The 22,202-nt window shown below is 51.5% G+C and carries 14 protein-coding genes; 10 read left to right on the forward strand and 4 right to left on the reverse strand.

Annotated elements, in window-relative coordinates:
* Window positions 1-51: 51 nt before the first annotated feature.
* The 5 genes from EHSB41UT_RS19190 (at window position 52) to ahpF (ending at window position 12,906) form a co-directional block, all read left to right on the forward strand.
* A complete protein-coding gene (locus EHSB41UT_RS19190; RefSeq protein ID WP_087112480.1) occupies window positions 52-7,977 on the forward strand; it encodes an Ig-like domain-containing protein in 7,926 nt (2,641 codons plus the stop codon).
* A gap of 65 nt (window positions 7,978-8,042) precedes the next feature.
* Window positions 8,043-9,395 (forward strand): TolC family outer membrane protein, encoded by a 1,353-nt coding sequence (locus EHSB41UT_RS19195; protein ID WP_087112481.1) that lies wholly within the window; start codon window positions 8,043-8,045, stop codon window positions 9,393-9,395.
* Between the two features lie 236 nt (window positions 9,396-9,631).
* Window positions 9,632-10,189, forward strand: a complete 558-nt coding sequence (gene ahpC, locus EHSB41UT_RS19200; RefSeq protein WP_462938292.1) for an alkyl hydroperoxide reductase subunit C — start codon at window positions 9,632-9,634, stop codon at window positions 10,187-10,189.
* A 326-nt stretch (window positions 10,190-10,515) separates the two neighbouring features.
* The gene (ahpC, locus tag EHSB41UT_RS19205; RefSeq protein ID WP_087112483.1) at window positions 10,516-11,079 is read left to right on the forward strand and encodes an alkyl hydroperoxide reductase subunit C; all 564 of its coding nucleotides are present in this window, start codon (window positions 10,516-10,518) and stop codon (window positions 11,077-11,079) included.
* Between the two features lie 243 nt (window positions 11,080-11,322).
* Window positions 11,323-12,906 carry an alkyl hydroperoxide reductase subunit F gene (gene ahpF, locus EHSB41UT_RS19210; RefSeq protein ID WP_087112484.1) on the forward strand — a complete coding sequence of 528 codons (1,584 nt, stop codon included), beginning with the start codon at window positions 11,323-11,325 and terminating at the stop codon, window positions 12,904-12,906.
* A 25-nt stretch (window positions 12,907-12,931) separates the two neighbouring features.
* On the opposite strand, the gene EHSB41UT_RS19215 is transcribed toward ahpF, so the two are convergent.
* The 3 genes from EHSB41UT_RS19215 to EHSB41UT_RS19225 form a co-directional block, all read right to left on the reverse strand.
* On the reverse strand, window positions 12,932-13,651 hold the full coding sequence (locus EHSB41UT_RS19215; protein WP_165767340.1) for an SDR family oxidoreductase: 720 nt from the start codon (window positions 13,649-13,651) through the stop codon (window positions 12,932-12,934).
* A gap of 62 nt (window positions 13,652-13,713) precedes the next feature.
* Window positions 13,714-14,319, reverse strand: a complete 606-nt coding sequence (locus tag EHSB41UT_RS19220) for a hypothetical protein (RefSeq protein ID WP_087112486.1) — start codon at window positions 14,317-14,319, stop codon at window positions 13,714-13,716.
* A 113-nt stretch (window positions 14,320-14,432) separates the two neighbouring features.
* Complete coding sequence (locus EHSB41UT_RS19225) at window positions 14,433-14,819, reverse strand: SET domain-containing protein (RefSeq protein WP_087112487.1); 387 nt, start codon at window positions 14,817-14,819, stop codon at window positions 14,433-14,435.
* A 541-nt stretch (window positions 14,820-15,360) separates the two neighbouring features.
* Here EHSB41UT_RS19225 and EHSB41UT_RS19230 point away from each other — a divergent pair.
* Window positions 15,361-15,567: a cold-shock protein gene (locus EHSB41UT_RS19230; protein ID WP_087112488.1), complete on the forward strand. Its 207-nt coding sequence runs from the start codon at window positions 15,361-15,363 to the stop codon at window positions 15,565-15,567.
* A gap of 114 nt (window positions 15,568-15,681) precedes the next feature.
* On the opposite strand, the gene EHSB41UT_RS19235 is transcribed toward EHSB41UT_RS19230, so the two are convergent.
* Complete coding sequence (locus EHSB41UT_RS19235; protein WP_087112489.1) at window positions 15,682-16,635, reverse strand: LysR substrate-binding domain-containing protein; 954 nt, start codon at window positions 16,633-16,635, stop codon at window positions 15,682-15,684.
* Between the two features lie 517 nt (window positions 16,636-17,152).
* Between EHSB41UT_RS19235 and EHSB41UT_RS19240 the strand changes: the two genes are divergently transcribed.
* The 4 genes from EHSB41UT_RS19240 to EHSB41UT_RS19255 all read left to right on the forward strand — a co-directional run bounded on the left by EHSB41UT_RS19240 (window position 17,153) and on the right by EHSB41UT_RS19255 (window position 22,093).
* On the forward strand, window positions 17,153-18,391 hold the full coding sequence (locus EHSB41UT_RS19240; protein WP_087112490.1) for a NupC/NupG family nucleoside CNT transporter: 1,239 nt from the start codon (window positions 17,153-17,155) through the stop codon (window positions 18,389-18,391).
* 117 nt (window positions 18,392-18,508) lie between these two features.
* Entirely contained in the window at window positions 18,509-19,282 is a 774-nt protein-coding gene (deoC, locus tag EHSB41UT_RS19245; protein ID WP_087112491.1) for a deoxyribose-phosphate aldolase, read from the forward strand.
* Between the two features lies 1 nt (window position 19,283).
* Window positions 19,284-20,606 (forward strand): thymidine phosphorylase, encoded by a 1,323-nt coding sequence (deoA, locus tag EHSB41UT_RS19250; protein WP_087112492.1) that lies wholly within the window; start codon window positions 19,284-19,286, stop codon window positions 20,604-20,606.
* A 257-nt stretch (window positions 20,607-20,863) separates the two neighbouring features.
* A complete protein-coding gene (locus tag EHSB41UT_RS19255) occupies window positions 20,864-22,093 on the forward strand; it encodes a phosphopentomutase (RefSeq protein ID WP_087112493.1) in 1,230 nt (409 codons plus the stop codon).
* Window positions 22,094-22,202: the final 109 nt, after the last annotated feature.

The raw sequence follows: 22,202 nt of genomic DNA on the forward strand, positions 1-22,202 counted from the left end.
GCACCTCTGCAATATGGGGTGAACCAGAAGGAAATGAGAGGGTGGGACAATATGGACACTAAGGTAGCTTCACTGATCGGTCAGGCAACAATCGAATCTCCAAATGGCAATAAGCAGCCATTAGGGAATGGCGATGTAGCCCGACCAGGAGACATCATTGTTGCGGGAGATAATAGCAGTGTCCGTATTGAATTCGCCTCTGGCCAGATTGTTGAGCTGGCCGCCAATGAACAGTTTGTGATTCCCGATGATGGCGGAGCTGTTGAAGCGGGCGCTAACCCTGCACTCGATATTGAGGCTATTCAGCTTGCCGTTAAGGAAGCAAGTGATAATGACGCGGCCGGTGAGCAAAGTAGTGAAAATGGTGCTGGTGATGTGGTTCCGGAAGAATTGCCACCACCGGCAGCGGGTATAAGCCCAGCAGCACCACTGCAAAATACCGGCTTCTCTGGACAGGAAATATCCGCTTTGAGTGGTCTGCGTGGAAACCCTGAGGCCGGATTCGCTACCGGAACTCAGCAGGCTGATGAGCAGGAAGTGGTCGGCCTTCAAGCTATTCCCTCCGGCGGTATCCCGTTTGTCGATACGGTTCCTCCCGCCAGCCCTGTTGTCACTTTGGTCAGTGACTCGGGTAACAGTGGCAGTGATCGCCTGACAAATAGCGGCTTTCTTTCCGTGTCCGGTGTTGAAGAAGGTGCCACAGTTGAATACAGCACTGATGGTACTAACTGGACAACAACGTTCTCTCCAGTTGAGGGCGACAACACTGTTTTTGTAAGGCAGACCGATACGGCCGGTAATACTTCTGAATCCACATCTCTGTCGTTCACCCTTGATACGACCGCAGATGCCGACAACAACTTTGGCATCACAGTTGCGGCCAGTGACAAGGTAACTAATGCAGAAGAAGCTGCTGATGTCACCCTGACTTTAAGTGGTGTCGATACCGATGCTGCCAGTGTTGAAGTGACTTTTATTGATCAGAATGGCAATACCGTTACAGCAGAAGCTACCCAGCAGCCGGATGGCAGCTGGACAGTCTCGGATACCGATCTGAGTGATCTTGTGGATGGTGATGTCACGGTTAGTGCCGAAGTGACGGACGACGCCGGCAATACCAAGACCGTGACGGATACTCTGGATCTTGATACCACCGCAGACAGCGATAACAACTTTGGTCTGAATGTGGTGGCCAGCGATAAGGTCACCAATGCCGCCGAGGCACCGGATGTTTCTCTGACCCTGAATGGTGTCGATGCCGATGCCGAACGTGTCGATGTGACTTTCACAGATAAAGACGGCAACACAGTTACCGCGGAAGCCACACGGCAGCCAGATGGCAGCTGGACCGTCTCGGATACCGATCTGAGTGATCTGGTGGATGGTGATGTCACGGTCAGTGCCGAAGTGACGGATGATGCCGGTAATACCAAGACTGTGACGGATACTCTGGATCTAGATACCACTGCAGATAGCGATAACAACTTTGGCCTGAATGTGGTGGCCAGCGATAAGGTCACTAATGCCGCCGAGGCACCGGATGTTTCTCTGACCCTGAATGGTGTCGATGAGGACGCTGAACGTGTCGATGTGACTTTCACGGACAAAGACGGCAACACGGTTACTACAGAAGCCACTCTGCAAGATGGTAGCTGGACGGTGTCGGATACCGATCTGAGTGATCTGGTAGATGGTGATGTCACGGTCAGTGCTGAAGTGACGGATGATGCCGGTAATACCAAGACCGTGACCGATACTCTGGATCTTGATACTACGGCTGATAGTGACAACAACTTTGGTGTAACCGTTGCCGCCAGTGACAAGATTACCAATGCCGCTGAGGCACCGAATGTTTCTCTGACTCTGAATGGCGTTGATGAGGATGCTGTCACTGTAAAGGTTACGTTTACCGATAAGGATGGAAAGACTGTTACGACTGATGCCACCCAGTTGCCAAATGGAAGCTGGACGGTGCCTGATGCTGATCTGAGTGGTTTAGTGGATGGTGATGTCACGATTAGTGCCGAAGTGACGGATGATGCCGATAATACCAAGACCGTGACCGATACCCTGGATCTTGATACTACGGCGGATAGTGATAATAACTTTGGCATTAGAGTTGTGGGCAGCGACAAAACTATCAATGCGAAAGAAGCTTTGAGTGTCGGTCTGACCCTGGGTGGCGTTGATGAAGATGTTGCAACCGTTAATGTTACGTTCACTGATAAAGATGGTAATAAAGTAACGGCTGAAGCGACTAAACAGTCTGATGGAAGCTGGGTATCTGATTCGGATCTTAGCGTCCTGGTGGATGGTAATGTTAGTATCAGTGCGGAAGTTACCGATGAGGCAGGTAACACAAAATTAACATCTGATAATGTGACGCTTGCAACTGGCAAGCCGACTGTCGAGATCAGTGCAGTCGATACCCGCCTGAGCGCCGGAGAAAGCACCACCATCACCTTTGAGTTCAGCGAAGATGTTGCGGACTTTGTGGAAGGGGATGTGACCGTCGCCGGTGGTAGCCTGAGCAACTTCACCAAAGTGGACGGCAATACCTGGACCGCGACCTTTACCCAGGAAGGGACGGACGCACCGCGTGTCACGATTGCTGATGACAGCTACACCGATCTGGCCGGTAACGATGGCAGTGGCGATAGCCTGGACCTGACCGCCGACATCACGGCCCCGACTGTCGAGATCCGCGCAGTCGATACCCACCTGAGCGCCGGAGAAAGCACCACCATCACCTTTGAGTTCAGCGAAGATGTGGCGGACTTTGTGGAAGGGGATGTGACCGTCGCCGGTGGTAGCCTGAGCAACTTCATCAAAGTGGACGGCAATACCTGGACCGCGACCTTTACCCAGGAAGGGACGGACGCACCGCGTGTCACGATTGCTGATGACAGCTACACCGATCTGGCCGGTAACGATGGCAGTGGCGATAGCCTGGACCTGACCGCCGACATCACGGCCCCGACTGTTGAGATCAGCGCAGTCGATACCCGCCTGAGCGCCGGAGAAAGCACCACCATCACCTTTGAGTTCAGCGAAGATGTTGCGGACTTTGTGGAAGGGGATGTGACGGTCGCCGGTGGTAGCCTGAGCAACTTCATCAAAGTGGACGGCAAGACCTGGACCGCGACCTTTACCCAGGAAGGGACGGACGCACCGCGTGTCACAATTGCTGATGACAGCTACACCGATCTGGCCGGTAATGATGGCAGCGGCGATAGCCTGGACCTGACCGCCGACATCACGGCCCCGACTGTCGAGATCAGCGCAGTCGATACCCGCCTGAGCGCCGGAGAAAGCACCACCATCACCTTTGAGTTCAGCGAAGATGTGGCGGACTTTGTGGAAGGGGATGTGACCGTCGCCGGTGGTAGCCTGAGCAACTTCATCAAAGTGGACGGCAAGACCTGGACCGCGACCTTTACCCAGGAAGGGACGGACGCACCGCGTGTCACAATTGCTGATGACAGCTACACCGATCTGGCCGGTAATGATGGCAGCGGCGATAGCCTGGACCTGACCGCCGACATCACGGCCCCGACTGTCGAGATCAGTGCAGTCGATACCAGCCTGAGCGCCGGAGAAAGCACCACCATCACCTTTGAGTTCAGCGAAGATGTGGCGGACTTTGTGGAAGGGGATGTGACCGTCGCCGGTGGTAGCCTGAGCAACTTCATCAAAGTGGACGGCAAGACCTGGACTGCGACCTTTACCCAGGAAGGGACGGACGCACCGCGTGTCACGATTGCTGATGACAGCTACACCGATCTGGCCGGTAACGATGGCAGTGGCGATAGCCTGGACCTGACCGCCGACATCACGGCCCCGACTGTCGAGATCCGCGCAGTCGATACCCACCTGAGCGCCGGAGAAAGCACCACCATCACCTTTGAGTTCAGCGAAGATGTGGCGGACTTTGTGGAAGTGGATGTGACCGTCGCCGGTGGTAGCCTGAGCAACTTCACCAAAGTGGACGGCAATACCTGGACCGCGACCTTTACCCAGGAAGGGACGGACGCACCGCGTGTCACGATTGCTGATGACAGCTACACCGATCTGGCCGGTAACGATGGCAGTGGCGATAGCCTGGACCTGACCGCCGACATCACGGCCCCGACTGTTGAGATCAGCGCAGTCGATACCAGCCTGAGCGCCGGAGAAAGCACCACCATCACCTTCCAATTCAGTGAGGAAGTACGAGGCTTCACCGTTGCTGACGTCGCTGTCAAAGGTGGTCGCCTCAGCAACTTCACCAAGGTTGATGGTGATACGTGGACTGCGACCTTCACGCAGGAAGGGGCTGATACTCCGACTATTTCTGTAAGCAAGCAGTCCGGTCAGGTTTATACAGATGTCGTCGGTAATCAGGGTGGAAGTAATGAGCTTACTCTTACCTTCGATAACACAAACACTGCCCCCGAGACTTCTAATGGGCTGATTGAAGGAACCGAAAACGGCCTTGAAGGCAGTAATTTGTCTGGCGGTGCAGGCTCACTGTTAACAACAGCTACAGATTCAGAAACTGCCAACAGCTCTTTGACGATCGGCGCTGTAAACGGTCTTGCAGGCAATGTTGGCAACGCAATTACGGTCCCACTGACTTATACCGATGCTGAAGGTCGTACTCAGATCGTCAATGTTCAGCTGACCGTCAATGCTGATGGCAGCTACACCATTGATCAGAAGAGTCTCGATGCACTTCCGGAAGGTGCAGTAGCCAGTGGATCGGTTTCCTATCAGGTAACGGATGGGAGTGCGCTTTCACAGCCTGCGACGATCGCTATTGAAATTACTGGTAACAATGATGCCCCGGTCATCAATGTCCAGAATGATGAAATCTCCTATGTCGTTAATAGTGGTGCTCAGAGTCTGACCCCAGCTGTTGATATTAGCGATATCGATAGTCGATATATTGATAGTGTCACCATTGAGATTACCGGCAATTACAACAGTGGTGACGAAATAGCCTTTTCCGGAGACGATCCTGAGGGCATGACTCTCTCTGAGGGGCCGTCTGGAACCTTTGTGTTGTCCGCAGACGTTTCCAACACCATAACCAAGGAGATGTTTGAAGCAGCCTTAGCTGCTCTGGTATTTACAACAACAGATACCAATTATGACAGCAATGATCGTACTCTCACCTGGACCGTTAATGATGGTGGCAGTGAAAATGCCACGGCTTCAGATGCTTCTACTATTGTGATGAATGGCGTTGCGATTACTGGTATCTCTGAAGACACTGCGATTCCTGATGACTTCCGCACCTCAGATTTAGATGATTTGGAGATCTCCGGAACGGTGAATCTTGGGGCTGGTGATAAGCTTCAGATTAACCTGGGAGATGGTAACTGGATTGATATCCCAGTCGGGAATATATCTGATGGTCAGTGGACCTATGTTGATAAAACCGGTCATAGCGATGGTAGCAGTGTTGATTATCAGGTTCGTATTGTAGATAGCGCGGATGCTGTTAAAGCAACAGATTCCCAGACTGTTAATTTCGACAATTCCAAACCAACACTGGATCTGGATAAGGACGAAGAAGGTACGAGTTATCAGGCCAACTTCGTTGAGGTCGACAATAAAGCCGATTCTCCTCGCGTCTCTCTCGCTGATACCGATTTGGAAATTGGTGGCAGTGCCACATTGAGTGAAGTTGTTATCACCCTGACCAATGCCAAGCGTGGTGATTTGTTGGAGGTTGGTACTCTTCCTGACGGTATTACAGCAGAAATCAAAGATAATGTTGTGATTCTGAAAGGTTTTTCCACGATAGATGAGTATCGTGATGCTATTGGTGCGGTCACCTTTACCAATCTGAGAGATGATGTCAGCACCGATGATCGTGTGTTTGAAGTCGTTCTCAATGATGGGGCAAACAAGAGTGACCCGGCATACACCACTATTACCGTAACGCCGTTTGATGATGGTATTGGCGTTATTCTGGATGCTTCCGATGGTTTGAATACTGGTTCCCAGCTAACAGCTGTTATCACTGACCCTGATGGTCAGCCTGCGACTGCCGACGATGTGAGTTATCTCTGGGAAGTCTCTACCGATGGTCTTAACTGGACCACGGTGAGCGGCGCTACAGGCCAGCAATACACCATTCCGGATGATGCTGCCGAGGGAAGTTTGTATCGGGTCACGGTTGAGTACACCGATGGTCAGGGTTTTGATGGCCAGATCTCTACGTACGATACAACTGGTTGGCCAACCCTTTCTGCCAAGCCTATTGAGCAGTGGTCGTTTGATGAGGGTGAGGGTAACAGCACTTCTAACGAGTACGAGAATAAGCCTGGTAATCTCGACAGCCTTGATAGTGATCCTATTCCTGGTTGGGTTGCCGGTCAGAGTGGTGCTGAGGATGATAGCGCACTGGACTTTTCGACCGGGAAAGGTGTAGTTCGTATTGATCCTGAAACAACCGCGCAGTTGAGTTCAGGAACAACGACAACGCTCAGCTACTGGATTAAAACGACAGCAACAGGTAATGATTCCGGTAATACAACGACAAAGAACTGGAATAACCCCTCTGTATTGGGTACCGAAAACTTTGGTGGTGGTGATGACATTCAATGGGGGGTGCTGGATTCAAATGGCAAGGTCGGCCTAGGGATTGCGAATGAAACTGGTGTTGTAAGTGATACAGCGATTAATGATGACCAGTGGCACCATGTTGTTGTAACACGTGAAGTGGTTTCAGATGAAGATGCTACGGTGGAAGTCCCAGCGGGAAGCAGTCGTGTAAAAGTTTACATTGATGGTGTTCTTGATGCAGAAGGTGTGATTCTGGCTTCATCACAGATGGAGGACGGGTATATTGCATCTGATCAGCTTGCGGGTATTGGTATTACATTTGGTTGGGAGAATGGAGTCGAGGCCACTGATGGACACAGATATCTTGATGCCCAGCTCGATGATATCCAGATCTACGATAAAGTCCTGACTGATGCTGAAGCCGCTTCCATTTACGCCAGCCAGAAGACGGCAGGATACAACTTTGTAGAGCTGGATGGCGAATCCATTCTTCTGAATATCGCAGCCTCTACTGATGATTCCGATAAGTCCAATATCAAGTTGGAACTGACGGGGCTTGCCCAGGGTACCGAGATCACCGCCGAAGGTCTGTCTAGTCCTCTGGTCGTTGGTGCTGATGGTCGTGTTGATATCAGCAGTCTGACTTCTGCTCAGCTGGCACGTCTATCTGTCACCCTTCCGGCGGGTGAAGCCGACAGCTTTGTCTTTAACGTTATCGCAACGTCTGAAGATGGTGTGTATCGCACCAGCAAGCAGTTTGTAGCGACGGGCGTTGATAATGTAATTGTCGAAGACGCCTCCGATACCCATAACGGCAGTAATACCGATCGTGACTTTGTTCGTGGCCATGATGGTGATGACACGATTAATGGCAATGGTGGTAATGATCTGCTGTTTGGTGATGCTGGGGCCGACGCGGTAAATGGTGGTCTAGGGAGCGACATCCTCTTTGGTGGTACCGATAACGACAGTCTGAATGGTGGTTTTGGGCAGGATGAGCTCTGGGGGGAATCTGGCAGTGACACCCTTAGCGGTGGCTCTGGTCAGGATACGTTTGTATTTTCAGCGGACGATCTTCTGGTAAGCCAAACCGTACAGCTGGATACCATCACCGATTTCGAGCTGGGTAACGCCGATGTCACTGGCAGCAATGCAGATATTCTGGATCTTTCCAAGCTGATTGCCTTGCAGGGTTCTGAAGAGCTCAGCGTTGATACGCTGCTGGATAACGGTTTCACCGTGAAAACCGTGGGCGACGGTTCCACTGATACTGTGCTGCTCTTCCAGGATAACAACCCTGCCACTCAGGATCTGGAGATCGTTCTGGAGAACGTGGCGTGGACAGACCTGAATGACAACGATGTGGTCAGCCCGGAAGAAGTCCTTAAGCAATTGATTGATAACGGTCAGATCATTATCTGATCGTTATCCCGATTACCAAACGAAAAAGACTCTAAAAACAATTATCAGAAACAGGAAATAACAGGATGTTCAAGAAGTCACTCAAAGTCTCATTACTCGCGGCCATCACGGCGTCTTCTGCTAGTACTGCTTATGCTGGCACACTGCTGGATTCTGTTAACGAGGCGCTGTCCACTAACCCGGAAATTTTAATCCGGAGTTCAGAAGTCGACGCCCGTCGTTTTGAAGTGCGTGGTGCCAAGGCAGGTTATCTGCCATCTGTCGATCTGCGTGCTGGTATCGGCTATGAGAACAGCCGTAATAGCACGACCATTGGCTTTTATAATGCGGGTGAAGAATCTGATCAGGATCTAAACCGCACCCGTCGTGATGCATCTATCGTTGCCCGTCAGATGCTGTGGGATGGCAGTGCGGTTGAGAGTGAAGTGGATCGCCAGAAGGCGCGTCTGTCTTCTGCTGCTCAGGACCTGTGCACGGCTGCAGAAACTGTTGCTCTTTCTGCAACCGAAGCCTATCTGAATATTCTGCGTCAGCAGGCGTTCGTTGATCTGACCCGCGAAAATGTTGATGAGCACGAGCGTCTGGTTGAACTGATTCGCAAGCAGGGCGCCAAAGGGCGCAGTAATGATGCGGATATTGCCCAGGCCGAGAGCCGTATGGTTCTTGCCCAGGCCAACCTGATCAGTGCTGAATCTGTGTTGCGAGATGTGCGCACGCAGTATCAGCGCATTGTGGGTAACCTGCCCCAGTCTCTGACCTTGCCTTCAGCGCCAGCGGGTGCACCGATTAGTCTGGATGCAGCTCTGGCTCAGGCCATCGACAACCACCCAGTATTAAAGCTGGCGGCTGCTGATATTCAGGCGGCGGAAGCCCAGTATGAAGCCAGCAAGAGTTCCTTCCTGCCACGTTTTGAGCTGGAAGTGGGGGCTGACTGGAACTCCGACGCTAACGGTGGCAAAGACGACACCTACACTCATACTGCCAAGGTCAACATGACCTATAACCTGTATAGCGGTGGTGCTGATAGTGCCCGTAAGAGCCAGACCAGCCGCCTGATCAATGAGGCCGTGGAAGTGCGTAACCGTGCTTTGCGCCAGGTGGAAGAAGAGGTTCGTTTTGCCTGGATTGCTGTGGAGTATGGTGAGAAGCGTCTGCGCCCGCTGGCGGAGCATGTGAAGCAGGCTGACCTGTCCCGTGAGCTGTACAACAAGCAGTTTATGATTGGTAACCGTACTCTGCTGGATCTGCTGGACAGCCAGAATGAATACTTCTCGGCACGTCAGAGTGAATTGAATGCCCGCTTTGATTTGCTGTTCAATAATTACCGTCTGCTGCAGAGCACCGGTTCCCTGTTGACCAGCGTAGGTGCTTCTCTGCCGGTTGAGAATCGTTGTGGAGCCACTGTCGCACAGATGTAATATCGTGGTCATCTGGTTATAGTGAGAATGAAAAGGCGTCTTCGGGCGCCTTTTTTCATAATTAAGAAAATCTATTTAGCAAATACAGTTAATTTATTTCGGGGAGTCAAAAGTTGTAGGTACACTGCATGCCATTAACGAACGGCACAGCTTTTATGAAGTACAGCATCTCTGCAGTTTTTGAGATTGCCGTTGAATTGCCCAGCACTCCTATTTGATAAGGAAGAACAATGTCTCTGGTAAATCAGGAAATCAAACCTTTCTCCGCGACTGCTTTTCACAACGGTGACTTCGTACCCGTAACTGAGCAGGACCTGAAAGGTAAGTGGTCTGTTGTCTTCTTCTACCCAGCGGACTTCACGTTTGTATGTCCTACTGAACTGGGCGACCTGGCTGACCATTACGCACAGCTGCAGGAAATGGGCGTTGAAGTTTACGCTGTTTCCACTGATACCCACTTCACTCACAAAGCATGGCACGATTCTTCCGAAACCATCGGCAAGATCAAGTTCCCAATGATCGGCGATCCAACTGGCCAGATCACCCGCAACTTTGAAGTGATGATCGAGGAAGAAGGTCTGGCTCTGCGTGGTACCTTCGTAATGAACCCGGAAGGTGTTATCAAGGTTGTTGAAACCAACGATCTGGGCATTGGTCGTTCCGCCAAGGAACTGATTCGCAAGATCCAGGCGGCTCAGTACGTTGCCGAGCACGATGGCGAAGTTTGCCCAGCAGCATGGCAGCCAGGTGAAGAGACTCTGGCTCCTTCCCTGGACCTGGTTGGCAAGATCTAATCGATCGGGCTTTAAGCAACCTGCAGCACCCGCAGGGTTGTTTGGAAGGGCATTCGCTTAAGCGGGTGCCCTTTTTTTGGGTCTGAGCCCCAGAGGATATGAGGCATTGAGCGATCATTATTTATTCGCTTTTGTGCCGTCATCTCGCCTGCCGTGAGTGGGATAATGCACTGGTTTCGTGATTTACGTATAAGGCCAAAAATAATGCAAATATAGATATAGGCTATCAATTAAATAGATTTAATTTGTTTTGTGAATTGATGGTTTGAGCATTATTATTTGCTTCGTAAACAGCAAGCAACGCAGTCGATACAGAGGAAAAAGCAATGTCTTTAGTTAACCAGGAAATCAAGCCATTTACCGCTACCGCGTTCCACAAGGGTGATTTCGTCCCTGTGACCGAGCAGGACCTGAAGGGTAAGTGGTCTGTGGTTTTCTTCTACCCAGCGGACTTCACCTTCGTATGTCCTACCGAGCTGGGCGATCTGGCTGATCACTACGAGCAGCTGCAGAAGATGGGCGTTGAGGTGTACTCCGTTTCCACCGACACCCACTTCACCCACAAGGCGTGGCACGATTCTTCCGAAACCATTGGCAAGATCAACTTCCCAATGATCGGCGATCCAACCGGCCAGATTACCCGCAACTTTGAAGTTATGATCGAAGAAGATGGTCTGGCTCTGCGTGGCACCTTCGTAATGAACCCTGAAGGTATCATCAAGGTTGTAGAAACCAACGATCTGGGTATCGGTCGTTCCGCCAAGGAACTGATCCGTAAGATCCAGGCTGCCCAGTACGTTGCCGAGCACGATGGCGAAGTTTGCCCGGCAGCGTGGCAGCCAGGTGAAGAGACTCTGGCTCCTTCTCTGGATCTGGTCGGTAAGATCTAATTGATCGACAGGGATGCAGAAGCTGCTCTGCTTCTGCATCCCGCTCTTACTCAGCAGGCTTTTTATGAGTAACGGCAAGGCAGTAAGAGATCGATTGAAAGGTTGGTGTTGTTAACCGGTTTTTCAAACGGTCTTTTTAGAAGACAGTTAGATTTTAATCAATTGATGATGTTTCCGGCGGATCGCTGTTGATCCGGCCACAGGTTTTTAGTGCTCGAAATTTAGATTAAAGGTAAAAGTCCCATGCTGGATGCAAATATCAAAAAACAGTTGTCTGCTCACTTTCAGAACATCAAGAAGCCTGTAGAAATCATTACTTTCCTGGATGATTCTGCCAAAGCGAAAGAGTTGGGCACTCTGGCTGCTGAGCTGGCTGAAATTAGTGGTCAGATCACCACTATTGCCGGTGATGTCGCTAATGAGCGTGTGCCGTCTATTGCCATTCGTGGGCAGGGCTCTGAAGCTGGCGTTCGTTTTGCCGGTATTCCAATGGGCCACGAGTTCACCTCTCTCATTCTGGCGTTGCTGCAAGCCGGTGGTCATGATCCTAAGATTGAGCAGGAACTGATTGATCAGATCAAAGGTATTGATGGTGAGCTGAAGTTCGAGACTTATATCTCTCTGTCTTGCCAGAACTGCCCGGAAGTTGTTCAGGCTCTGAACCTGATGGCGGTGCTGAACCCGCGTGTCTCCCACAGCATGATCGATGGTGCCCTGTTCCAGAGTGAAGTGGATGAGCGCAAGGTGATGGCGGTGCCATCGGTATTCCTGAACGGTGAAAGCTTTGCCCAGGGCCGTATCAGCCTGAAAGATATCATCAAGAAAGTGGATGTGAATGCCGGTGCCCGTGAAGCCGAAGCGATCGCCAAGAAAGAAGCTTTCGATACGCTGGTGATTGGTGGTGGTCCTTCCGGCGCTGCAGCCGCGATCTATGCTGCCCGTAAAGGTATTCGTACAGGTATTGCTGCGGAGCGTTTTGGTGGTCAGGTTATGGACACCATGGCGATCGAGAACTTTATCTCTGTGAAAGAGACCGAAGGTCCGAAGCTGGTTGCCAACCTTGAACAGCACGTTCGTGATTACGATGTGGATCTGATGACTGGCCAGAAAGCCAAGTCACTGAAAGCACCATCTGTGCCGGGTGGTCTGGTGGAAATTGAGCTGGAAAATGGCGCGACTCTGGCCAGCCGTTCCGTAGTCATCTCCACCGGTGCCCGCTGGAGAGAGATGAATGTACCGGGAGAGCAGGAATACCGTGGCCGTGGTGTGGCTTACTGCCCTCACTGTGATGGTCCTCTGTTCAAAGGCAAGCGTGTGGCGGTTATCGGTGGCGGTAACTCCGGTGTGGAAGCTGCAATCGATCTGGCCGGTATTGTTGCTCATGTGACCCTGTTTGAGTTTGATACCAAACTGCGTGCCGACGAAGTGCTGCAGCGCAAACTGCGCTCACTGCCAAACGTTGAAATCATCATGAATGCCCTGACTACTGAAGTCACCGGCAATGGTGAGAAGGTGAACGGTCTGGTTTATAAAGATCGTGCGACAGATGAAGCCCATACCGTTGAGTTGGAAGGTATCTTTGTTCAGATCGGTCTGGTACCTAACACCGAATGGCTGAAAGGTACTCTGGATCTGACCCCTCGTGGTGAGATCATTATCGATGAGCGCGGTCAGACCTCTATCCCTGGCGTATTTGCAGCCGGTGATGTAACCACTTCACCATACAAGCAGATTATTATCGCCATGGGTGCAGGCGCGACTGCGGCTTTGAGTGCTTTTGATTACCTGATCCGTACTGATGTTCCTGCCGAGCAGACTGCAGCCTGATAGTAAAATCAGTCTGGGTGAAACACTACCAGGGTAGTGTTTCACCCAGACTGTTCAGAAACCCGCCATTATCGGCGGATTTTAATTTTTCAATGACAGACCTGACCCGGGTAATGGACTCCTCTACGGTCAGATCCGCTTCCGGCCCACCCATATCGGTTTGAACCCATCCCGGACTGATGCTGGTGCAGATAAAACCTTCACTGGCCAGCTCATCGCTTAGCTTCTTTACGGTCATATTCATCGCAGCTTTGGAGCTTGCGTAGTAATAACTGCCAGTCGTGGCGGTGTTGGATGCGATACTGCCATAGAAGCTGCTGATGAAAATAATGGTCTTACCCTGACCGGCTTTAAGGCTCGGGAGCAGTGCAGCACTGATCAGCAGAGGGGAGATGGTGTTGGTGGTCAGCACCTCCTGCCAGGTCGCCATATCCAGATTATCCGGTGAGACTGTCATCTCCCGTGGGCCATAGATACCCGCATTGTTAATCAGCATATCCAGAGGTTGGCCTTGCAGGCTTGCAGACAATGAATGGATGCTCTCTTGCTTTGTCACATCAAGAGGATAAACCGTTAGCTGATCCGGAAAGCTCTGCTGTAGTTGCTGCAGGTTTTCTGCATTTGCAGGTGTGCGGGCGGTTGCAATAACCCGGTTTTGGTCGTTCAGGTATTGGCGGGTTAATTCCAGCCCAAGCCCCCGGTTGGCTCCGGTTATCAGTATGGTTTTTGGCACAGTTTTTGGCATAGTGCGGCTCCTCTCCAGTGTGTCCTTGATACTGGCGGATTGCCGTTTTTTGTCAATGCTCATCAGGCCAGTTGCTTTTCCACATTCCCTTTCAGGGTCTCAGCCTGTTGCTGACTGGGAATGTCGGCAGCAATCAATACAAGGTTTTTTCCTGTGCGGGGAAGTGCCAGCAGCTGAAAGTATTTTTTACTGTTCATGCCGTAGCCGCGGTGGATTTCCAGAGAAAGAATCTCTGAGGTGCGGAGAGTCTGGCGATGCAAGGTGAGGCCGAAGACTTTAAAGGAGGTATTCAGCTGGTGCCGGGTCGCGGTGCTCGAGCGGGTGCCAAAGGTCAGGGCGATAAAGAGCAGAACCAGAACCATGGAAGAAAAGACTAATGGTATTAACAGCATATAGCTGATCATGGACTGTATACCGTAAACCACATAACAGGCGGTTACGCTGAAGATAATAAACGCCAGTAGTAGCAGTGATACGCCAATACGGCTCAGGGGAGGGTTGGTTAGGGTTAAGGCCTCGCCGTCATCACGGATTATCAGGGATGACTTAACGGGTATTGCCGGAGATTCTGGAAGTTCCTGATGCAGCAAGTTATCCGGAATGCGGTTGTCCCAGAGTTGTGCTTGCTGTGACTGCGAAGACTGTTCAGCCTTCCCTGACGGCGTCATGGCATCCTGCCTTGTATTATTTATTTTGCGTGCAGGGTACACATCATGATTAAGCTCGACAATGCAGGTTTTTGTAGTACGTCTCACTTTTGGGAATTATTAATGCACTGGTATCAAACAACCCAGTCAATCTGATCATTTCCCCAGAGTGGGGAGTGGTCATTAGGCGTGCCGTTGTAATTGAAAGTGATCTCTTCATTGGGAAGGATTTTTTTGATGGCCACAATCTCCAGAACCTGCTCTTCGAGGCAGGGCCGATAAATGGCGTTGGGGGTGTAGGAGTGGTTATAGATTGAACCCAGTCCAAGGGCTATGGCTGCACTCTCCTGGTTTTTCCCCCAGCAGAAGTAGTAATTGTTGAGCTCGGTATCTTTTAAATGATTCACCTGATCAGCATCTATAACTATGACCGGGCAGCGTTCGATAACGGTCTCCCGTTCGATCTTTTTGCTGGTCAGCACCCCACGGCCTTTGCCGATGATGTGGGAAACATAAAGCATAGTGTTCTCGATATTATTTTCTTTCTTATTCGACGGCAGTATACAGTATTCAAGTGCTCTATTTTTGCTCTGTAGCATGAGAGTGGTTTTAGTCGGTCAATACCGTCTTTTATCAAATTGGTGCAAATAAGATGTAGTGAAAAATCAAATCAACTCAATAAGTTATCTGACGCCTTGTTGCAGTGTGTGATTTTTTAATGGGTTACAAGTAATGGTTGTTGGATTAACTTGATTTGACTGGCTCTATCAAGGGCTTGAGAAAGTGTGGAATTAATTTTGTATTTTCATTGCCACCCCTAGTAAAGGGTATATACTGGCTGAGGCCTGTAAGAATCATACGAATAAAGCGTAACCCTATTGTATCAGTGCCATATCGATCCCGTTGTAATGGCCGAGATTTGTTTGGGGCGCGGACTGAATTTATTTCGATAAAGGATGTCTTAACAACGGTAAGGTTCCAGGTTGGCTTGATGTTTACATTTTGGTAACAAAACCAATGTAATCTGGGTCTGAATGTTATTGGCAATTAGGATAAGAGAGTATGTCTGAGACAACTGGCATCGTTAAGTGGTTTAACGAATCCAAAGGTTACGGCTTTATTGAGCAGGAAAATGGACCGGATGTTTTTGCCCACTTCCGCTCAATTGTAGGTAGCGGTTTCCGCACTCTGGTTGAAGGCCAGCGTGTTAAGTTCACCATCACTCAGGGCCAGAAAGGTCCTCAGGCGGAGAACATCGAAGTTATCTGATCCATTCGGATTGATTGCTTCCCATTAAAAGCTCGCTCCACGTATTGTTTAATCAATGCGTAAGGCGAGCTTTTTATTTTTGTAAATAAATCCTGTGCCTTGATCTTCTTTTGATCAGGATATATCAATATGAGCCATCCCCGGGCGACAAGTCAGCCACTGTTTGCTCAGTTCCCTCTTATTACCCAGCCATTGCAGGCACCATCTTAAGGCTGCCCCCATATTCTCCTTATTCCAGGCCATTAGGCATTTCTGGTTGTAATCCAGCGCCGGGGCTCGGCGGCTTACCAGAGTGCCATCCCTCAACATATGGTCGGCAAAGTGGCTGGGAGCCATGCAGATGCCCAGCCCTTCAGCTGTGCAGGCCAGAGCCTGGCGGAAGCTCGGCATTACGAGCCGGTGGCCATAATGGGCCAGATCGTCGCCACCACGATGAAGTACCCGGGCAGAATCTTCCACCACAATGGTTGTGTACTGGCTTAATTCATCAGGAGTGATTTCAGTCTCATGATCTCTGCTGGCCAACGGATGATCGGGAGCCATAACCAGTTTCCAGTCCAGCGGTCCCATGGTTTTCCATTCCAGAGCTGGATGGTTTTCAACTTCATTCGGGATGGTTACCGGTGCGCCGATGGCCAGTTGGCAACGGTTGTGGAACAGGGCATCCCAGCAGCCAATATAAACCTCGGTAGAGATATGCAGGTGGGTGTCCGGGAATTTTTCCCCAAACGCCGTGATCAGAGGGATGATGGCACCTTGGTTAATAATATTGTCCAGCACTATATATATGTCGCTCTCCACCCCGGTTGCGATCTGGCAGGTGCTGGTGCTGAGCAGTGTCAGATCATCAAGGATGCGGCGGGCGTTTTCTACAAAGTGCAGGCCGGCGGGAGTCAGCTCAACCCGGCGGCTGTCTCTTATAAAGAGTTGTACGCCAAGCTGTTCTTCGACTTTACGTACGGTGTAGCTGATGGCCGAAGGCACCTTGTGCAGGTGTTTGGCTGCCGTTGTGAAACTCCCGAAGTGGGCAACGGTTTGAATAATCTGGAGAGCTTCAGTTTGGATCATAAAACCTCAATAGACCCAATCATCAAAAAAAACGAATGCCTGTGCAAAATAAAGCGTTTTTTATTCAATCAGGCAGTCGGTAACATGCGCCGCATCTGCTGCTCAGGGCGGCAGAACACCTGATCATTGTGGTGCATGGATTTGGGTGAATCCATGCTCGACGGCCGATAAAGACGTTTTCTTTGTCAGGCTGGATGACGGGTTGAGCGAGCGATACCTGATTATTATACCCCCGCCACGCCTGTGGTGGGGGTTCTTTTTTGCGCGCTCAAATACGTAAAAAAACTTAGCAGTTTATTAAGAACAAAAAAGCACAGGCTTGATCTGAATCAATCGAGAACGGCATTTCTTCATAGAGAATAGCGCCCGCATTTCATTTGTGTGAATTCTGTACAGCTTTGTTCTGCTCGGAGCAAGTTGTTGTGCGTGCGTCGTATGTCTGCGTTGCAGCTGTATGCCATGACGGGGTTCAGGTCAGGTATCAAAAAGATTCTGTAAAGAGTCGGGGTTAATTTAAATGGCAAACGCTGCATTTAGTATTTTGGGGATGGCCTGCTTGATGGGCCTGGCGTTCCTTCTCTCGGATAACCGGAAAGCCATTAATTGGCGTACTGTTGGCGGTGCATTCGCCATTCAGGCTGGTCTTGGAGCGTTCGTACTTTACACCAGCTTTGGTCAGGATGTTCTGGCTGGTATGTCTGCTGGTGTGCAGAGTGTCATTAATTACGCCGGTGAAGGTGTGAAATTCCTGCTGGGTGGTCTGGGTACCCCTGCGGGCAGCGCCGGTTTCGTCTTTGCCTTCCACGTTCTTCCTATCATCGTTTTCTTCTCCGCTTTCATCGCTGTTCTTTACTACCTCGGCATCATGCAGTTTGTGGTAAAGATTCTGGGTGGCGCCCTGCAGAAAGTTCTGGGTACCAGCCGCGCGGAATCCCTGTCTGCTACTGCTAACGTATTCGTTGGTCAGACTGAAGCTCCTCTGGTTGTTAAGCCATTTATCGCTCGCATGAGCCAGTCCGAACTGTTCGCCATCATGGTGGGTGGTCTGGCTTCCGTTGCCGGTTCCGTACTGGCCGGTTACGCTGGTCTGGGTGTTGATCTGCAGTACCTGATCGCAGCCAGCTTCATGGCGGCTCCTGGCGGCCTGCTGATGGCCAAGATCATCAAGCCGGAAACCGAAGAAACCACCGACAGCAAAGCCGAAGAACTGGCTGCTGACGCAGAAGAAGGCAAGCCTGCCAATATTCTTGACGCGGCGGCACAGGGTGCATCCAGCGGCCTAGGTCTGGCGGCTAACGTAGGTGCGATGCTGCTGGCCTTCGTAGCGCTGATCGCTCTGGTTAACGGTGTGCTTGGTGGCATCGGTGGCTGGTTTGGCATGGACAACCTGTCCCTGCAGATGATCCTGGGTTATGTGTTTGCGCCACTGGCTTTCATCCTGGGTATTCCTTCCGGTGAAATCCTGCAGGCAGGTTCCCTGATCGGCCAGAAGCTGGTCATGAACGAATTCATCGCTTACATCGACTTTGTACAGATCAAAGAAACCCTGAGCCCACACACTCAGGCGGTGATCACCTTTGCCCTGTGCGGCTTTGCCAACCTGTCCTCTATCGCTATCCTGTTGGGTGGTCTGGGCAGCATGGCGCCTTCCCGTCGCGGCGACATCGCTCGCATGGGTGTGAAAGCTGTACTGGCGGGCTCTCTCGCTAACCTGATGAGTGCCTCCATCGCAGGTCTGTTCCTGGCCATGGCGTAAGCCGGCCGCAACAGCCTGAAGAAAACCGGCAGAAGGCCCTTACCTTTTGCCGGTCTTTGCTTTTTTGCCAGAGCCGCCCAATATTGTCTGCGGACTGGACTACAAGAGAGAAGTGTTATGTCTGATTTGACTGCCAGCAGCAAACTTGCCCTTATGCTGATGGACAATACATCCCTCAACGAAGATGACACTCCGGAAGTGATCATCAATCTCGTCAAAAGCTCCCAAACGGCTGCAGGAAATACGGCAGCTGTCTGCGTTTACCCTCGTTTCGTTCCTATCGCTCAGAAGACTCTGAAAGAATTGGGTCTGACCAACGTTAAGGTTGCTACCGTTACCAACTTCCCTGATGGCAGTGATGATATCGAGCGTGCTACCCGCGAAACCGCTGAAGCTGTAATGCTGGGTGCCGACGAAGTTGACGTTGTATTCCCTTACCGTGCCCTGATCGCCGGTAACGAACAGATCGGTTTTGATCTGGTTTCTGCTGCCAAGGCTGCCTGTGGTGACAGCGTACTGCTGAAAGTGATTATCGAAACCGGCGAACTCAAGGATCCGGCTCTGATTCGCAAGGCCAGCGAAATCTCCATCGCGGCAGGTGCAGACTTCATCAAGACCTCTACCGGTAAAGTGCCTGTTAACGCCACGCCTGAAGCTGCCCGTATTATGATTCAGGCAATTAAAGACAGTGGTCGTAATGTTGGCTTCAAGCCGGCTGGCGGTGTGCGTTCTGCTGCTGATGCCAAAGAGCATCTGGATATCGCTGCTGAGATCATGGGTCAGGACTGGATTACTCCTGAAACTTACCGTTTTGGTGCCAGCAGCCTGCTGATGAACCTGCTGAAGGAACTGGGTCTCGCCGACGCGAACGCGAAAGCCGAGGGTTACTGAGATGTTTCTTCCCCAGGAAGTGATTCGCCGCAAGCGTGAAGGCCTGGTGCTCTCCAACGAGGACATCCATGCCTTTATCAAGGGCGTAACCAACAACACGGTTTCCGAAGGTCAGATTGGCGCGTTTGCCATGGCGACCTACTTCAACGGTATGACTCTGGATGAGCGTGTAGCGCTGACCACCGCCATGTGTGAATCCGGTACGGTGCTGAACTGGCACAATCAGGGTTTGCAGGGGCCGGTTGTCGACAAGCACTCCACCGGTGGTGTTGGCGATATGGTCAGCCTGATGCTGGGCCCTATGCTGGCCGCCTGCGGCTGTTTTGTGCCAATGATCTCCGGTCGTGGTCTTGGCCATACCGGCGGTACGCTGGACAAGCTGGATGCTATTCCTGGCTACCAGACCAGTGTCAGCGAAGAACTGCTGCGCAAGGCGGTCCGCGAGTGTGGCGTGGCGATTGTCGGCCAGACCAGCTCTCTGGCACCGGCTGACAAGCATATCTATGCCGTGCGTGATGTGACCGCGACCGTGGAATCTATCGATCTGATTACTGCTTCCATTCTGGCCAAGAAACTGGCCGAAGGTCTGGATGCGCTGGTGATGGATGTTAAGGTCGGCAGTGGTGCCTTTATGCCAACTTACGAGAAGTCCCGTGAGCTGGCTGAGAGTATTGTTGGTGTGGCGATTGGTGCCGGGGTGAAAACCTCTGCCCTGCTGACTGATATGAACCAGTGTCTGGCCAACAGTGCCGGTAACGCTCTTGAAGTTCGCGAAGCTGTGCGCTTCCTGCGGGGAGAAGAGATCAACCCGCGTCTGTACGAAGTGACGATGGCTTTGGCTGCCGATGTTCTGGTTTCTGCCAATGTCACCGCAGATCTTGATGAAGCCCGTCAGAAGCTGGATGCCTGTCTGAAAGATGGTCGTGCGGCTGATATCTTCGGCTACATGGTCAATGTACTGGGCGGTCCGGAAGATTTTGTCGAGAACTACGATAACTATCTGCCAAAGGCCCAGATCATCAAACCGGTTCTGGCAGAACATGCCGGCTTCATCGGTGCTATTGATACCCGTAGTCTGGGACTGTCAGTCGTTGCGCTGGGCGGCGGTCGTCGTACACCAAGTGACGCACTGGATTACAGTGTCGGTCTGAGTGAAGTGACCGGTCTGGGCACTTCCGTTGCAGTTGGTGATCCTCTGGCTATGATTCATGCCAACTCGGAAGAGAGCTGGCAGCAGGCTGCGTCGATGGTGCATCAGGCCATGAGCGTAACCGAACAACGCCATGAAATGCCGACTATCGTGTATGAGCGGATCACTGGCTGATAGACACACTGTTCGTGTGCAATAGTAAAAATTGGCAAGAAAAACAAACGTCTGGGCTTTATAAAATAGGGAACAGACACGTTTGAAGAGTGAGCCGGAGATTCCGGCAGGAAGGATTCGGCCCACTCTTCAAATTTATCGCTACCAATGCCTGCGATTATCCCCGGCAAGTCATCTTCAAGTATTGCCACCGGGATAAAACAGGTTAAAAGCAGGTGATGTGTGCCGCAATGTACATGGCCTGCAGGAGAGCAGGAATGACAAGAGCCATTATTCTCGTGTTGGACTCCTTCGGGATTGGTGCAACCGAAGATGCTGAAAAGTTTGGTGATACCGGGGCGGATACCCTGGGTCATATCGCTGAAGAGTGTGCGGCTGGCCGTGCCAATGTTGAGCGTGAAGGAAACCTGAAGCTTCCTAACCTCACCGCCATGGGGCTGCTGCATGCCCATAAGGGTTCTACCGGCAAGTGTGCCGACGGCATGGCGGAAGCTCCGGCGACAGCTGGCGCCTATGCTTATGCTGCTGAGCTGTCCAGCGGTAAAGACACCCCGAGCGGTCACTGGGAAATGACCGGTGTACCGGTTCTGTTTGAATGGGGCTACTTCCAGGACAAGACCAACAGCTTCCCTCAGGAACTGCTGGATCAGCTGATCCGTGAAGCCGGTCTTCCGGGCGTTCTGGGCAATTGCCACTCTTCCGGTACCACCATCATCGAAGAGTTCGGTGAAGAGCATATGCGTACCGGCAAGCCGATTGTTTATACGTCGGCGGACAGCGTGTTCCAGATTGCCTGTCACGAAGAGACTTACGGTCTCGACAACCTCTACAAGCTTTGTGAAATTGCCCGCGGTCTGTTGGATGATTACAACATCGGCCGGGTGATTGCGCGTCCGTTTATCGGCCGTTCCCCGGATGATTTTGCCCGTACCGGTAACCGCAAGGACTACTCTGTACTGCCTCCGGCACCAACCCTGCTGGATCGTATGAAAGAGAAGGGTGGTCAGGTTGTCAGCGTCGGCAAGATCGCTGATATCTTCGCCAATCAGGGCATTACCAAAAAGGTTAAGGCCACCGGTTTTAACGCACTGTTTGATGCCACGTTGGCAGAAGTGGATGCGGCAGGTGACAACACCATCGTATTTACCAACTTCGTAGATTTTGACTCCGCCTGGGGGCATCGCCGCGATGTGCCGGGTTATGCCGCTGGTCTGGAAGAGTTCGATGCCCGTTTGCCAGAGCTGGTAGAAAAGCTGCAGCCGGGTGACCTGTTGGTGCTGACTGCCGACCATGGTTGTGATCCAACCTGGCACGGTTCTGATCATACCCGTGAACATGTGCCGGTAATCTTTGCCGGTCCTGGCGTGAATGCTGTTGATCTGGGTAAGCGCGATACCTTCGCGGATCTTGGTCAGACCCTGGCGGAACACTTTGATCTGCCGAAGCTGGAATACGGTACCAGCTTCCTGAAGCAGATTACTGCCTGATATTGATTATTGGCCGGCCTATTTTGTCTGTCGGCTTTGTTGGCTCTCTGATTTAACGACAAGTGCAGGGTATTTCTGGATTTCCCTTCTGCCCTGCCAAAGAGGATTT

This window comes from Parendozoicomonas haliclonae, from assembly GCF_900174585.1.
Classification (GTDB): Bacteria; Pseudomonadota; Gammaproteobacteria; order Pseudomonadales; family Endozoicomonadaceae; genus Sansalvadorimonas; species Sansalvadorimonas haliclonae.